14 protein-coding genes are annotated in these 16,282 nt (G+C 38.9%); 2 read left to right on the top strand and 12 right to left on the bottom strand.

Annotation, left to right across the window (positions count from 1 at the left end):
- Window positions 1–10: 10 nt before the first annotated feature.
- The 3 genes from ACXAE4_RS18510 to ACXAE4_RS18520 are packed head-to-tail and all read right to left on the bottom strand — an operon-like array spanning window position 11 to window position 3,308.
- Entirely contained in the window at window positions 11–1,237 is a 1,227-nt protein-coding gene (locus tag ACXAE4_RS18510; RefSeq protein ID WP_028413710.1) for a dihydrolipoamide acetyltransferase family protein, read from the bottom strand.
- A 25-nt stretch (window positions 1,238–1,262) separates the two neighbouring features.
- On the bottom strand, window positions 1,263–2,297 hold the full coding sequence (locus ACXAE4_RS18515) for an alpha-ketoacid dehydrogenase subunit beta (RefSeq protein ID WP_028413711.1): 1,035 nt from the start codon (window positions 2,295–2,297) through the stop codon (window positions 1,263–1,265).
- Between the two features lie 18 nt (window positions 2,298–2,315).
- Complete coding sequence (locus ACXAE4_RS18520) at window positions 2,316–3,308, bottom strand: thiamine pyrophosphate-dependent dehydrogenase E1 component subunit alpha (RefSeq protein WP_154989020.1); 993 nt, start codon at window positions 3,306–3,308, stop codon at window positions 2,316–2,318.
- A gap of 473 nt (window positions 3,309–3,781) precedes the next feature.
- Here ACXAE4_RS18520 and ACXAE4_RS18525 point away from each other — a divergent pair, with 473 nt between their 5' ends.
- Window positions 3,782–5,116 (top strand): ArsB/NhaD family transporter, encoded by a 1,335-nt coding sequence (locus ACXAE4_RS18525; RefSeq protein ID WP_154989610.1) that lies wholly within the window; start codon window positions 3,782–3,784, stop codon window positions 5,114–5,116.
- Between the two features lie 79 nt (window positions 5,117–5,195).
- On the opposite strand, the gene ACXAE4_RS18530 is transcribed toward ACXAE4_RS18525, so the two are convergent.
- The 3 genes from ACXAE4_RS18530 to ACXAE4_RS18540 form a co-directional block, all read right to left on the bottom strand.
- Complete coding sequence (locus ACXAE4_RS18530) at window positions 5,196–6,572, bottom strand: NCS2 family permease (RefSeq protein ID WP_014460546.1); 1,377 nt, start codon at window positions 6,570–6,572, stop codon at window positions 5,196–5,198.
- Between the two features lie 255 nt (window positions 6,573–6,827).
- On the bottom strand, window positions 6,828–7,154 hold the full coding sequence (locus ACXAE4_RS18535; protein WP_014460548.1) for a Na-translocating system protein MpsC family protein: 327 nt from the start codon (window positions 7,152–7,154) through the stop codon (window positions 6,828–6,830).
- Window positions 7,155–7,191: 37 nt separating this feature from the next.
- Window positions 7,192–8,628 carry an NAD(P)-binding domain-containing protein gene (locus tag ACXAE4_RS18540; RefSeq protein ID WP_154989022.1) on the bottom strand — a complete coding sequence of 479 codons (1,437 nt, stop codon included), beginning with the start codon at window positions 8,626–8,628 and terminating at the stop codon, window positions 7,192–7,194.
- A 391-nt stretch (window positions 8,629–9,019) separates the two neighbouring features.
- Here ACXAE4_RS18540 and ACXAE4_RS18545 point away from each other — a divergent pair, with 391 nt between their 5' ends.
- A complete protein-coding gene (locus ACXAE4_RS18545; protein ID WP_014460550.1) occupies window positions 9,020–9,922 on the top strand; it encodes a COX15/CtaA family protein in 903 nt (300 codons plus the stop codon).
- 44 nt (window positions 9,923–9,966) lie between these two features.
- Here the strand turns inward: ACXAE4_RS18545 and ACXAE4_RS18550 are convergent, their stop codons facing one another.
- The 6 genes from ACXAE4_RS18550 to ACXAE4_RS18575 all read right to left on the bottom strand — a co-directional run bounded on the left by ACXAE4_RS18550 (window position 9,967) and on the right by ACXAE4_RS18575 (window position 15,638).
- A complete protein-coding gene (locus ACXAE4_RS18550; protein WP_042992174.1) occupies window positions 9,967–10,851 on the bottom strand; it encodes an SDR family oxidoreductase in 885 nt (294 codons plus the stop codon).
- Between the two features lie 339 nt (window positions 10,852–11,190).
- Window positions 11,191–11,685: a universal stress protein gene (locus tag ACXAE4_RS18555; protein WP_186807039.1), complete on the bottom strand. Its 495-nt coding sequence runs from the start codon at window positions 11,683–11,685 to the stop codon at window positions 11,191–11,193.
- Window positions 11,686–11,832: 147 nt separating this feature from the next.
- Window positions 11,833–12,129: a cytochrome o ubiquinol oxidase subunit IV gene (gene cyoD, locus ACXAE4_RS18560; RefSeq protein ID WP_154989026.1), complete on the bottom strand. Its 297-nt coding sequence runs from the start codon at window positions 12,127–12,129 to the stop codon at window positions 11,833–11,835.
- Entirely contained in the window at window positions 12,130–12,729 is a 600-nt protein-coding gene (gene cyoC / locus ACXAE4_RS18565) for a cytochrome o ubiquinol oxidase subunit III (protein ID WP_154989028.1), read from the bottom strand.
- 1 nt (window position 12,730) lies between these two features.
- Entirely contained in the window at window positions 12,731–14,698 is a 1,968-nt protein-coding gene (gene qoxB, locus ACXAE4_RS18570) for a cytochrome aa3 quinol oxidase subunit I (RefSeq protein ID WP_154989030.1), read from the bottom strand.
- A gap of 1 nt (window position 14,699) precedes the next feature.
- On the bottom strand, window positions 14,700–15,638 hold the full coding sequence (locus ACXAE4_RS18575) for a cytochrome c oxidase subunit II (RefSeq protein WP_475237347.1): 939 nt from the start codon (window positions 15,636–15,638) through the stop codon (window positions 14,700–14,702).
- Between the last annotated feature and the right edge of the window lie 644 nt (window positions 15,639–16,282).

Raw genomic sequence — 16,282 nt, forward strand, 5'->3', positions numbered from 1 at the left:
CACCACCTTTCTATAAGAGTAGTAAAATAGGTTGCTCTAAGTATTGTTTAATAGTTCCAAGGAAATTAGCTGCAGGTGCTCCGTCCAGTACGCGATGATCAAACGTCAGGCTTAAAGGCAGCACGTTTCTTCTTTGTAAATCGTCTCCTATATACATAGGTACATCTTCAGTAGCTCCCACACCAAGGATTCCTGTTTCAGGCGGGTTCAATACAGGTGTAAAATACTCTACTCCGTAGGCACCGAGATTAGTAATAGTGAATGTGGAACCTTGCATGCTATCAGTACTCAACTGACCTTGCCGAGCATCTGCTGCTCGTGTTTTTATCTCTGCAGCTAATTCAACTAACGGCATTTTTTCAGCATGTTGCACAACAGGAACAACTAGCCCATTTTCTAAAGCCACGGCCATTCCAAGATGAACATGATGATAGAGATGAATTTCGTTATCGATATACGCACTGTTCATTTGCTTGTGTTCTTGAAGTGAAAGAACAACAGCGCGAGCAATAAAATCAGTTAGAGAGATTTTCACCTTATGGCGTTGTTGAATCACTTCTTTAATTTCTCGTTGAAGAGACAGCAAATCCGTCACGTCAGCTTTCATATTAATCGTTAATTGAGCACTGTTTAGTAAGCTATTATGCATTCGGCCTGCAATGACTTTCCTCATCCCCGCTACTGGAAGCGTTTCTTTTTTTGTAGCTTTATCTATTTCAACTGGTGGATGACTTGTTTCTGAAGCTTTTTCTGTCAGCACTTTCTCTACATCCGCTTTTGTGATTCTTCCTTTTGGTCCCGTGCCTTTAATCATTTCAATGTCAAGGTTTTCAGATTCTGCTATTTTCCGTGCAATTGGTGAAATGCGCACAGTTTCTTTGCTCTTCTTTGATGAAGCTACGTTTGCTGGTGGCTCTTCTAAAGAGATAGTGGCGGCTACCTCGTTTTTAGGAGCCTGAAGCTCATTTGCTGAACTGCTTTGCTCAGTAAGCTGCTCGTTTGGATTTCCAACATAACAGATAATCGTTCCAGGAGGCACACCTACATCTTCTTGCACAAGGATATCAAGAATCACACCGTCCTGCGGCGCTTCAATTTCCATTTCTATTTTTTCAGAATTAATACTTGCAATCATATCTCCTTTTGAAACGGAGTCTCCCACTTTTTTATTCCATGTCGAAACGGTTCCTTCTTTCATTGCCATACCTAGTTTTGGCATTACAACCTCTGCAGCCATTTGCTTCCTCCTCCTTTCTCTTTACTTACACGCTTAGAAGCGATTTATCTCCTAGCAACTCCGATACAACTTCAATTACTTTTTGCGGTGTTGGCAGATAAATATCTTCTAATGGAGGTGAAAATGGTACAGGTGTATGTGGTGCTGTAATTCGTTTAATAGGTGCATCAAGCATATCAAATCCTTTATCAGCAACTAGCGCAGCAATATCTGTTGCGATGCTGCATCTTGGGTTAGCTTCGTCAATAACAATTAATCGATTCGTTTTTTCTACAGAAGAAAGAATCGTCTCTTCGTCAAAAGGTGATAGACTTCGCGGATCGACTACTTCTACGTCAATTCCTTTGTGAGATAATTGATCTGCGGCTGTAAGTGCAGTATTTACTTGTTTGCCAATCGCTACAATAGTTAAATCTGTTCCTTCGCGTTTCACGTCTGCTTTTCCTAATGGAATCGTATAATAGCCTTCAGGAACCTCACCTTTCATGTTGTACAATGTTTTGTCTTCAAAAAAGATAACCGGATCATTGTCTTCAATTGCTGCTAATAATAAACCTTTTGCATCGTAAGGGGTAGAAGGCACCACTACTTTAATGCCAGGAATGCTAGTGAACAAAGCATACAAGCTCTGAGAATGCTGAGCCGCAGCTCTGAATCCAGCTCCATGAGTCGTTCGAATCGTGACGGGCACTTCTGCTTTTCCTCCGAACATGTATCTAAATTTTGCGCCTTGATTCAGCACTTGATCTAAGCAGCAGCCAATAAAGTCATTAAACATTAATTCTGCAACCGGTCTTAACCCCGTAGCTGCCGCTCCCATTGCAGCTCCTATATAAGCTGCTTCTGAAATAGGCGTATCAAGAATTCGTTCACGTCCAAATTCTTGTACAAGTCCCTTTGTCACTCCAAGGACACCGCCCCAAGCCTCATCATCTTGCAGGTGGTCAATTTCCGCTCCGCCAGCTACATCTTCTCCCAGCAGAATCACATTCTCATCTTTTCGCATCGCTAGTTTCATTGCTTCATTGATAGCTTCAGACATACTTAATTTTCTAGTCATTTTCTTTTCCCCCTTTAATTAGTAAGATACATAAACATCTGTTAATAGTTCGGAAGCATCAGGATAATCGCTTGTTTCTGCTAGCTCAACTGCGCATTTTACTGCTTTTTCTACGTCACTTTCAATATCTCTAAGCTCTTTTTCTGTTACTACTTGTTCTGAAAGCAAATAGTTTTCAAAAAGAGCAATCGCATCTTTTTCCTGAAGGTGTTCTTTCTTTTCACTGCCTGATTTATACGTTTGTGCGTCGCCTTCGAAATGCCCGTAATTTCGATACGTTACACATTCAATTAACGTTGGGCCTTCCCCTCTGCGAGCTCGTTGAATCGCTTCAGCAGCTGCTTCATAAACTGCCATCACGTCTTTTCCATCCACTCGTACGCCTGGAATATTGTAAGATGCGGCACGGTCTGCAATCGTGCTGCAGCTTGAAGCATAAGAAAAGGGAGTTGCTTCTCCGTAGCCATTATTCTCAGCAACAAAAACAACCGGCAGTTTCCAAATGGCTGCTAAGTTAATTCCTTCATGAAACGTTCCTTCATTGCCCGCCCCGTCTCCAAAAAAGCAAACGCTTACATCTTTTGTCTTTTTATACTTAGCAGTTAAAGCAGAACCGCATGCAAGCGGAAATCCTCCTCCTACAATTCCATTTGCTCCTAAAATTCCTTTATCTAAATCCGCGATATGCATAGATCCACCTTTTCCTTTGCCTAACCCGGTTACCTTCCCAAATAGTTCAGCCATCATTCCATCTAAATCGCCGCCTTTAGCAATACAATGACCGTGTCCACGATGAGTGCTCGTAATACTGTCACTGTCATTAAGGTGAGCGCACATTCCAACCGCTATCGCTTCTTCACCTGCATACAGATGAACAAAACCAGGTAGTACACCTTTTGCAAAAATTTGATGTACTTCATCTTCAAACTTTCGAATTTCTACCATTTTCTGATACATCCAGCTGGCTTTTTCTTTCGTAAGCTTTTCTGTTTTATTTTGAGCAGTTTTCATTATGGTAAGCCTCCTCATTTGATTATCAAACTTCACTTAATTACTCTTGCAAGTACCGTGCCAACATGAAAACCGCTTTATCTTAGCAATCCATTGTTTTATTTGTTCTCACAAAGTTAGACAAAATTGGACACTGTTCCAACTTTGTCTAACTTTGTCCGATATTAGAGGAATCAATTATGTAAACTGAATTTAAGGTGCATAATAAGCGTGTGGGTTGAAAATCACATGAATAATTAGCAAGAAAGCTTTTATGTAAATATGATATAATGCTGAAGGAATCGTCTGCATTTTGAAGAACACCAAAGCTTTTAAAGGAGGTTGGTTAAAGGAAAGCGGATTTTATAGAAGTTTTACCGTAAAGTTGGATGTAAATTAAACGATGAAAGATGAGGTGAAAACCTGGAAAACATCCAAAGTTTGCGTCATCTACACTTCGCGACGTCTAGATGACATATCGCCAGGTTACAGTTATGCACAATGCAATTCAACACATTACAAGTTTTCATGTATACGCAGCCATTATTATATTTATCATTACATATTTTCTGATTATGACTGAAAAGATCAATCGCGCTTCAGCAGCTCTTTTAGGTGCTATATTAATGATTTTGTTAGGTATTGTCGATTTTAATAATGCTATTACCGAACACATTCAGTGGGAAACAATTGTCCTTCTTATGGGTATGATGATTTTAGTCGGCATCACAAATAAAACAGGCGTGTTTCAATACGCAGCCATCAAGTCTGCTAAAATTGCTAAAGGTGATCCGGTTCGAATTCTAGTTATTTTATCGATTTTAACAGGCGTCGGATCAGCTTTTTTAGACAATGTAACAACGGTGTTGTTAATTGTTCCCGTTACATTTTCGATTACTACTATCTTAAACATTAATCCTTTTCCGTTTCTTATATCAGAAGTGCTGTTTTCAAATATTGGAGGAACGGCAACTTTAATAGGCGACCCGCCTAATATCATGATTGGGGCAGCGAATCCTCACCTTGATTTTAATGCTTTTTTATTAAATTTAACTCCTGCAGTACTGATTATCGGTGTTGTTACACTGGGGATTCTTGTTCTTATCTATCGTAAAAAGTTAAAAGTAGAAGATAGTAAAAAGCAAGAGCTAATGAGTTTAAATGAAAAAGATTATATTCAAGATTCTGTTTTAATGAAAAAATCGTTAACTGTATTAGTATTAACGATTCTAGGTTTTACCCTGCATTCTGTTTTGCACATTGATGCGGCTATGGTAGCCATTACAGGTGCTGCTGTACTACTGGTAATTGGATTAAGAACTCATGATGAAGTAGAAAGCGCATTTGATTCTGTTGAATGGACAACCATTATTTTCTTTGCAGGTTTGTTTGTTCTTGTCGGAGGCTTAATCGATGTAGGCATTATTAAAAAGCTGGCTGCTGGCGCGTTGAACGTTACAGACGGCAATATCGCACTGTCAGCTTATCTCATTTTGTGGATTAGTGGCATTGCCTCAGCTGTTATTGATAACATTCCTTTTGTTGCTACAATGATTCCACTTATTCAAGATATGGCTCATGGAATGGGAATAAGCCCTGATTCTGCTCAAATCAATGTACTATGGTGGTCATTGGCTCTAGGAGCATGTTTGGGAGGAAACGGTACGTTAATTGGAGCATCTGCCAACGTCATTGTAGCTGGCATGGCTGTAAAAAAAGGACATAAATTTTCGTTTATGGATTTTTTGAAAATTGGAGCTCCAATTATGCTTGTATCTCTTTTGATTTCAACGTTATATATCTTTCTTCGCTACCTTTTATTCCTGTAAAGAAAGAGCAATTAAAATTTACATGAACAGTAAAAAGACTTCTCAGCTGAGAAGTCTTTTTTTCTCTAGATATATGCGTTCAAGCAGCCCAAACGAAGTTGATAATAAAAGCGGCGCTAATCATATACATAATCCAGTGAATTTCCTTCGCCCTGCCGGCTAACAATTTAACGAATGTATAAGATAAAAACCCTAGCGCTAAGCCTTCGCCGATACTAAACGTTAACGGCATCAAAATAATGGTACAAAAAGCAGGCACAGCATCTGTTATTTCGTCGAGAGGAATGTTTTTAATTTCTGTTAACATGAGAGCTCCAACCATAATTAAAATAGGCGCTGTAGCAAAAGCAGGAATAATGCTGATCAATGGAGTGAACAAAATACTGACTAAAAACAGCGTGGCAACAACCAGTGCTTTAAGACCCGTTTTGCCTCCTTCTGCAATTCCCGCAGCGTTTTCTACATACGCGTTCATTGCGGTAGATCCCATAGCAGCACTGGCTACAGTCGCAAGAGAATCTGCCATAAGCGCTTTATCTAACCCTTTAATTTCTCCTTTTTCATCCATTAGTCCAGCTTTTTTAGATAATCCAATCATCGATCCTAAATTATCAAATAGCTCCACAAGCGTAAATGAAAAAATAATAGAGAAAAGACCGTAATGGAGAGCAGATTTAATATCCATTTGTAAAAAAGTTTCTGACATGCTTGGCATTGAAAACGACACAACGCTGCTGATGCTTTTAGGTGCTTCTACTATGCCCAGCGCCATCCCTGCAATTGATACTAGTAAAATACTAATCAAAGCAGCTCCTTTAATTTTTCGAGCAGTTAATACAGTTACCGCGATGAAACCTAATAAAGCGAGTAATGGGCCCGGTTTTGTAAGCTGACCAAGGGCTACTAAATTTTCTTTGTTGCTTACAATAATTCCAGCTTGCTTAAAACCGATAAAAGCAATAAATAGACCGATTCCAACAGAAATAGCACTTTTTAAAATAGTGGGTATCCCTTCAATAATCTTCTTGCGTAAACCTGTTATTGTTAAAATAAAAAATACAACCCCTGAAATAAATACGGCTCCTAAACCTGTTTGCCACGTCAACCCTTCACCCAATACCACTGTATACGTAAAAAAAGCGTTTAGCCCCATTCCTGGCGCAACTGCAATAGGCATGTTCGCCCACAATGCAAACAAAAGAGTTGCAAACACAGTGGCAAAAATCGTAGCCGCAATTGCTGCTTCTTTTGGAATACCTGCATCTGCTAAAATCGTCGGATTAACAAAGATAATATAGCTCATCGTCACAAAAGTAGTAATTCCCGCAAGAATTTCTGTTTTTACATCTGTTTTGCGTTCGGTTAAATGAAACAGCTTATCTAACCATGAAGGGTTGGGTGCTGAGTTTTTTGTTAGTTCCATATGATGAACTTCCATTTTTTCATTCATCGCCACTTGCTTTTCACTCCTTTAATGATCGATTGGATTTTTTTAACTAGTTTTTACAGCCGCTTTATCAACAAGTGTATATTCAGTCATTTCCCCACTCCTTTTTTATGAAAATATGTATAAAAAGAGCCGTGAAAACAGAAGGAAACTCTTCTATCTTCACGGCTCTTTGCTTCTGTAAACAGAAGATAAGCATCCGTCTTTTACGTTTTTTGCAAAACAAACGATTTCATCGAACGTTTTGCCATTTATACAGAGAAGTTATTTAAAGCAAATAACCGTACAAGAATTCTCAGTAGCAGGATCATAATCTCTAAATAAAGAAGTGACCTGGATATCGAATAATAGCTCCACTTTTTGCTTTAGCATTTTTTTATATTTAGTCGACAAAGCCGCATCAAGAGACATCACTAATTCTTTATATTCTTCACTGAGGGCGTCTAGCGCTGGCATTCTTTTTGATTGAGCTAGTATAAGAATTTTATTATCAATAATATCTATTTTTTGAGTATTCACGCCTACATTAAAAATTTCTTGGCTAATTTGAGTATACAAAGTAGCTATCTTCTTTTTAGAGATCGGCTCCATATGCTTCACCTTTTTCATTGTTAAAAATGTAGTTTTATTATGTTGTTTTCACTTGATTAGCGTCTTTTGACCAGCTGCCGATAAATTCAGGCTCATTATAGTCAAAGAAATTGGTTAAATTCTCATGGCGGTTATCAATAAAAAGCTGATTGGCGACTTCTGATACGAGCTTCGGTATCGCATATTTCAGCCCTGAAAGAGCGGAAGCAGAAATTCCACAGCTAATTAAAGCAGAATAATTAAAAGCAAAAAGGCCATATACCATTTTTTGACCTTCCCCATTGCGATTTGAAAAAGCAAAGCCATTACTAAGGTAAGGGTGGGCATCCAATACTGGATTGGCAATTTCATGCGGTGCTTTGTAATGATCGCTCCAGCGGGCGATGTGTTTTTCAACAAGACGTAATTCTGGACGAAGAGCCGGATCTGTTAGAAGGCCTGTGCTAATAATTAAATAGTCAAATGTAAAGACTCCCTGAGGAGTTGTTACAACTGCTTTGTCCTGTTTTCCCTCAACATCGAGCCACGGTGCATGTACGTGCAAATGAAAACCTGGCCATGAGGAAGCGCGTCCAAATGTATCATTCGTAGGCGGCTGATTGTATTCGAAAAAATGAGCCATTACTTCATATTTTTCAGCATCTGACAGAGCATGAAAACGCTCAATCATTCCTGAAGCTTCCATTTGTCTGATTGGATTAATACGCGGAAGTTCTTTTCGTCGAACAAATACATGAGCTTCAGCAACTCCTTCGGAAAGCGCATAGTTGGCGTTATCAAACGCCGAAGCTCCTCCTCCTAAAACAGCTACTTTTTTGTTCTTCAACGTAGTAAAATCAATCGTTTGTGAAGTATGAGAATAAAGATGAGGCGGCAATTTTTCAGAAATCATAGGCGGGACATGCCACTCTCCTCCTCCTTGAATTCCTGTAGCTAGTATAACTTTACGTGCCATCAGTGTAGGACATGCAGCTCCATTTCCTTCAATATGCAAGCGATGAATACCTGTTTCCGTCGGCTCAATCAACGTTAATTTTATTTCATTTGCCACAGGAAGGTTAAGAATACTCCGGTACCAGCGTAAATAATTCATCCAGTCTCCTCTTGGAATTTTGTCAAGAGCTTCCCAGCCCTCTGAGCCAAATTGTGCTTCCCACCACGCTTGAAACGTAAGCGAAGGCATACCTAAATCGATAGATGTTAAGTTTTTGGGCGTTCTCAGCGTAATCATTCGTGCATACGTTTCCCACGGACCTTCTAAACCCGAACGGTTTTCATCAATAACAAGAATATTTGACACGCGTTGTCGCAGCAAGCCAAAAGCCGTTCCTAAACCGCTTTGACCTCCTCCAATAATGATTACATCGTATACGTGTCCACTTTTAGGGATAATTGGCTGTACTTCTGTTGGTTTCCTGAAAGAAAGGTAAGAAAGATCGGTTTCTACTCTTTTATTTAAAGCTTCTAAGCTCATCGTTATCTCTCCTTTCAATAAAGTTTCTCCGTGATAAAAAAGTTTATTTTATATCTAACATAAAATGATAGGTTTTATAACATCATTTGATTTATATTTATATTATCACTTTTGGAATATGATTGTATCTCCATTCTCTCTAAAGTTTTTTTTGCAAATTGTATAAAATCACTAATATAATTTTTTATATCTTATGTATGAAAGCATATTTACATTGTTTAAAAGGAAAAAACCATTACAAAGGTTAGTGAAGAAAGCTTTTCTGACATCAAATTTAAGGAAAACATGTGCGAGTTTGTGACAGTTATTTGTTAATTATGCTCTACTACTTGACTATCGTATTCATCAAATCTATAGTCATAATTAGTAACTCAACAAAGGGAGTCAACGTATGAGAAATTTATTTAAAATAACAGCTATATTTACAACGATTGTTATGTTTATTTTAATGATTGCCGGCAGTCTGGTCACAACCACAGGATCTGGATTAGGGTGCGGAAACGAGTGGCCATTGTGTAACGGGCAGTTAATACCTGAATACGCAGTAGCAACAATGATTGAATATACGCATCGTTTGATTACCGCATTTGCAGGTCTTCTTGTTTTAGCATTTTCTATTTGGGCTTGGATTCGTTATCGCAGAAACCGTGAAGTGAAAATTTTAGCGATCATGAGTATTGCATTTATCGTTATCGAGTCGTTGCTCGGGGCTTCTGCCGTTATCTGGCCTCAGTCAGCTGAGGCGCTAGCCCTGCATTTCGGTCTTTCGCTTATTGCGTTTACCGGTGTATTTTTACTTTCAATATTTGTTATTCAAAAGGACCGTTCGGATCATTTTATTAAAGGAGCCGTTACAGGCAAATTTAGATGGCTCGCATGGTTTACGCTTATATTTACCTACTGCGATATTTATTTAGGTGCATATGTGCGTCACAAAGGTGCAAGCTTAGCGTGTACAAGCTTTCCGGCTTGTTATGGCAACACTCTTATTCCAAAGCTATCAGGAACAACAGGTATTCACTTTGCCCACCGATTTGCTGCTCTTGTGCTGTTTGTTCTTATCATTTGGATTATGGTATCTGCTATCAAACAGTATAAAGAAACTCGCCGTGATATTTACTACGCGTCCATCATTGCAGTTGCTTTAACCTTTGCTCAAATATTTAGCGGTATCTTTGTTGTCATGTCTCGTTTAAATGTCTTTGCTACACTGTCTCACTCGGCGTTTATTACAGCTTTATTCGCTACGCTTAGCTACATTTGTGTACAAACTTTAAAAGGTAAAAGACGATAAAACCAAAAAACACGTGCAGTTATGAACTGCACGTGTTTTTTGGTTTAAGCTAGTTCTATTCCGCCTGTAATTCCGTAAACTTGAGCTGTTACGTAGCTTGCATCCGTTGAAGCTAAAAATACGTATACATTTGCTAACTCTACCGGCTGACCAGCACGCTGCAAAGGTGTATCTTGTCCAAAGCTTGGAATAGCGTCGCTTGGCTGCCCTCCAGAAATTTGAAGCGGCGTCCAGATAGGTCCTGGAGCAACGGAGTTAACGCGAATACCTTTTGGAGCTAATTGCTTGGCTAGTCCGCGAGTGAATCCGTTAATGGCAAACTTTGTAGCTGCATAATCTAATAAATTAGGACTTGGGCTATAGCCTTGTACAGAACTTGTGGTAATAATAGAAGCACCTGCCGGTAAATAAGGCAGCGCTGCTTTTACGGTCCAATATAAAGAGAATACATTTACTTCAAAAGTTTTGCGCAGCTGATCCGTTTCTAAATCAGCAAGATCTTCTACTGCCTGCTGTTTACCTGCTACGAGCGCTAAAACGTCTAATCCATCTAATTCTTTATAAGCTTTTTCTACTAGCTCCTTGCAAAAAGATTCTTCGCCTACATCACCAGGTATGAGTACTGCTTTTCTGCCTTCTGCCTCAATAAGCTTTTTTACTTCTTCTGCATCAGCTTGCTCTTGTGGCAAGTAATTAAGCGCAACGTCCGCTCCTTCTCTTGCGTAAGCGATAGCTGCTGCTCGGCCAATACCTGAATCCCCACCTGTTACAAGAGCTTTTCTGCCTTTTAATTTACCTGCACCTATGTAACTGTTCTCCCCGCAGTCTGGGATGACGTTCATTTCTTTTTGTACACCAGGCGGTTCTTGATACTGCTTTGGATAGTCTTCATGGAAATATTGAGTTAATGGATTATTTAACTTTGACATATTCGTCACTCCTTTATAAATCAACCTTAACCAACTAAGGAAAAGTTTTCTATATACTTGTTCTTCCCCTCTTCTTCTTTCATAAACATGTTTGATGTGCTCTACTATCCTCACCTTTCTTTCTGCCATTCCCCTTCAATCAACAGCTGGATACATGAAAACTACATTCACCATCACAATAAAAAAATCCGAACGAGTCACGTTCTCTCTTGAGAACCTTGACTCCTTGTTCGGATCTTCTTTTAACTAAAATACGTTCCCCCCCTCTTTAAATAAATGAAATAGTGAGAGCTTTGTATTTTGCTGTGCACAACAAGTTTTATTTCTCGTCTGTGCCTGCTACTCTGTTAGTTCTACTTGTAAAGGCTTTGATTCCTCTTCAGCTTCTTTAGGGGTGCGAACGATTAACACATCACATTTGGCATAGCGCAAAATATGCTGAGATACACTTCCAATTAAGATACGCTCTACCGCGTTTAACCCGGTTGCACCGCATACAATTAAATCAACGTGCTTATCGGGAGCAATTTTTTTAGATATTTTTGTTTTAGGAGAACCGTGTTCAATTAAGGTTTCGACTTTCGTTACTCCAGCCTTAATGGCTAGGTTACTATAGTTGGCTAAAAGTTCTTCAGCAAATTTCTCTGCATCTTGAAAGCGTGTATCGGTATAAAATGCATAAGGTGATGGACTTAACGCCTGTATATCGATAACGTGACAAATTATCAAATGAGCGTTATTTTTTTTCGCACTGTTAACTGCTTTTTTGAATGCCCACTCCGCTTCTACAGAACCGTCTACTGCTACGAGGATGTTACGATAAGCCATATTCATCATAATCTCTCCTTTAACATTCGTTTATAAAGAACTTTCTTTGCTACACTTTTATTGTACTTCTTGCGCAAGCGAAAGTATGTGATTTTTATCACAAGTTATAGAAATTAATAAAAAATAGAGCCGTGTGGGGGCACGGCTCCATTTTTATTGAACTTGAGAGTTAAAAGTCATTATCCAAACAGATCCTGCTACAATCGTAATAACAAAAACGATTCCAAGTATTAAAGCCATCACATTATAACGAGGCTTTTCTCCGTCTTTAATATGCATAAAGAAAAACAATTGAACAAAAAATTGAAGCACGGCCATTCCTAGAATGCTAGCTAGTAATATATTTTTAGCAAGTACGTGGTTTAATACCAGCAGCAGAGGAATAATGGTTAAAATAATCGAGAAAACAAATCCGATTGTATAAGCTTTTAACGACCCGTGGTTCTCCATCTACATCACCCCCATTAAATACACAACCGTATAAAGGAAGATCCAGACAGCATCAAGAAAATGCCAGTATAAGCTGATAATCGTCACTTTTCGTTTTGTTACAGAGGTAATTCCGTATCGTTTTAACTGGATTGTAATTGAAATCATCCAAATGATTCCGACCGAAACGTGCAGCCCGTGTGTACTAACCAGCGTGTAGAAAGCCGTAAAAAATGCGCTCGTAGAAATGGTTGCTCCTTCGTGAACCATTGTTTGAAATTCATGAATTTCAAGTCCAACAAAGCATACACCTAAAAGCAGAGTTACAATTAGCCAGCCAATTAAAGGCTTTATTTTTCCTTTGTGCATGCTTAACACGGCCAATCCGCTTGTAAAGCTGCTCGTTAATAAGATAAACGTTTCAGAAACAAATCCTGGGACTTCAAAAAATTCCTTTCCTGTAAGGCCTCCCGCAGTATGATTAACAAGAACGGCATATGTAGCAAATAATGCTCCAAATAAGATACAGTCCGTTACGAGGAAAAGCCAAAAACCCATAACTTTGATTTCATCATCATGTTCATGGTGATGTTCTTCGTGATGCGCTGTCGCATATGCCATGTTACCCGACCCTCCCTACTGAATCTTCTGTATGTCGAATTTCATCCACGGGAATATAATAGTCCGAGTTGTATTGAAAAGAACGGGCTAGTAAACAAGCTCCTACTCCTGTCAAACCGAATATCGCTACCCATACCCAGTGGAACGTTAAGCCAAAACCAGCAATGAACCAGAAAACCGACATGATAAATGGAATACCTGAATTCTTAGGCATATGAATTGGAGAAAAAGCCGCTGTTTCCTTCGCTTTTTTCTTTTTTCTTTCTTCTTTTATCGTCCACCACGCATCTTGCCCGGTTACTGTTGGAATCACTGCAAAATTGTAGTGCGGCGGCGGTGAAGGAATGGACCATTCTAATGTACGGCCATTCCAAGGATCTCCTGTTACATCTCGTTCTCCGTACTTAATGCCATGAAGAATCTGCCATGCTTGAAAGATAAACCCTATGCCCATAAAGAAGGCTCCCACTGTAGAGATAACGTTCAGCGGTCCCCATCCCATGTCAAAATCGTACGTATAAATACGGCGTGTCATTCCCATAAATCCTAATGCATATTGAGGCATGAAGCATACGTAAAAACCAATATTCCACGTCCAAAACGCCCATTTACCAAGACGGTCATTTAACTTAAAGCCAAACATTTTTGGCCACCAATAGTACAAACCTGCAAAAAAGCCGAATACAACGCCTCCGATTAATACTTGGTGAAAGTGTGCAACTAAAAAATAGCTATTATGATACTGATAGTCTGCGGGAGCTGCTGAAAGCATAACACCGGTTGCTCCTCCTACAACAAAGCATGGGATAAAAGCAATTGTCCATAGCATTGGCTGAGTCATTTGAATACGGCCGCGGAACATCGTAAATAACCAGTTGAACACTTTAACACCCGTTGGAATTCCGATAGCCATCGTCGTAATAGCAAAAAACACATTTACATTAGCACCTGCACCCATCGTAAAGAAATGATGCACCCATGTGAAATACGATAGAACGCTAATAATCATCATTGAAAAAACCATAGATTTATAGCCAAATATCTTCTTTTGAGAAAACGTTGCAACAATTTCAGAAAAAATGCCGAATGCCGGAAGCACAACAATATACACTTCAGGATGTCCCCACATCCAAATTAAGTTAATGTACATCATCGGATTTCCACCGCCGGTCATGGTAAACAAGTGTCCGTCAAAGAAGCGGTCGACAAACAATAAAGCAAGCGTTACGGTTAATACAGGAAACGCGAAAATGATAATAATACAGCTTGCTAGAACAGACCACGTGAATAGCGGCATATGCATAAGTTTCATGCCAGGCGCACGCATTTTTAAAATGGTCATAATAAAATTAATTCCAGAAGCCAAGCTGCCAATACCTGATATTTGAATGCCCCAAATATAAAAATCTTGACCTGGTCCAGGACTGAACTGCATGCCAGAAAGCGGCGGATAACTCAACCACCCTGCATCTGGCGATCCTCCGATTACAAACGACAAATTGAAAAGCATGGCGCCAAAGAAAAATAGCCAAAAGCTTACCGCGTTTAAAAAAGGATAGGCGACATCTCTTGCTCCAATTTGAAGAGGTACAACAATATTAAAGAAAGCAAACATAAGCGGCATTGCCATAAATAGAATCATAATGGTTCCGTGCGTAGTAAAAATTTCGTTGTAATGATTAGAATCTAGAAAATGCCACTGAGGGAATGCTAGTTGCATACGCATCAATAATGCATCTACTCCGCCTCGAAACAGCATTAACAATGAAGAAAGCATATACATGATTCCAATTTTTTTATGATCCACCGTTGTGAGCCACTCACGCCATAGCCACTTCCATTTTTTAAGATACGTAAGAACAAAAATAATACCGGCTAGTGTTAACAAAATGGCGACATCTGCTCCATAAATCATCGGTTCTCCAGTCACAAAAAAATGAGCTGAAAAATCTTTTAATTTGTCTAACAACTTAGTTTCCTCCTTCCTGGTGCTCATGCTGTGTATGTGCTTGTTCTTCAGAAGACACATTCATAGTCTTCATGTCTTCATTTTTCATATGGTGATGCTGACTATAATATTGACCACCGTTTTTAATGACAGTTTCTTGGAACAAACCTTTAGGAATGGTAGAGTACGATTTCTCTAAAGAAAGACCGTGTTTTGCAAGACTGTTATAATCAGCTTTTGTTAAAGCTGGTGCTGTTTCTTTTACTTGCCTTACCCACTGATTAAATTCTTTTGTCGATGTAGATTTAACTTTAAAGTTCATATGAGCGAACCCTTCACCCGTAAAATTAGCACCTGAACCAAAATATTTTCCCTTGTGATTAGCTTGTAGCCAAAGCCCCATGGCCATTCCCGGCATTGTATATAATTGTCCTCCCAACTCCGGTACCCAAAAGGAATTCATAGGTGCATCTGACGTTAGCACGAATTGAACGGGCACATTCTTTGGAATGTTGACATAGTTCACTGTCGCAATATCTTGATCCGGATATTGAAATAACCATTTCCAGTCAAGGGATGTTACTTCAATTGTTAGCGGCTTTACATCTTTTTGCGGCGGATTTACTAAGTCATACGTCGTCTTGGCCGTAGCGAAACCTAAAATACCAATAATAATAATAGGGATGCCCCACCAAATAAATTCAAGACGCTTACTATCGTCCCAGTCTGGCCGATACGGAGCCTTGTTTCCAGGCTTATCACGGTAGCGTAAAACGATATACACAAGCAGCCCTAAAACAGGAATAACAACGATTGTGCATAAAATTATGGAAAAAATAATTAAATGGTATTCTTTTTGAGCCACCGCCCCCTGTGGATTTAAAATCAAATAACGACTATCACAGCCTGCTAAAAAAATTGTAATGAATACGGAGAGAACGATTAACTTGCCAATATGCATTGATTTTTGCTTTATCACCTAAGCTCAGGCTCCCTTCCTTTAAATCTCTGTACATAATAATGGTATATAAACGTTCATATTAGAGATGCATCTCAACAGATCAAAAGGCTAAAAACCTCCTAACATATTGAAGTTTGTCATGACATATTGCTTACTCCTAAAAAATTATCATGTTGTATGTTTAAAAGGTGTGATATTTCTCACACTTGAAGCGATTTTTATCTAGTTTAAATGGCTTTACCATAATTTCGTCACATATTTGGTTAAATGTGGTGTGAAATGCCTTGCTCCTAGCGCGTAGATTCTGATAAAAGTAAAAAAGCTCTTCCAGTTCTTATTAACTGGAAGAGCTTTTTGGGAGTAATGAAGTATGGAGCTTTATTTCTTACTAGTTTGTTTGCTTTACTTGCTGAAACATCCAATCAATCATTTTCTGATTCCGATACGTTGGAACCCATGAAGCATGGTCATACTTTAATTCTTTAGGATATTCCGTATATAGCGGATGCCCCCCAGATTTTTTGTGAATTCATTGCATCGTTATTTATATTTACGATAAAACACTCCTCATAAAAAAACTATATTTCTATTTTTAAAGAGGCTTATCACTATAGCAATATCCTTTAAAAAAGCTATCCACTTTC

It is taken from the genome of Priestia sp. ABM2_011 (assembly GCF_056158845.1).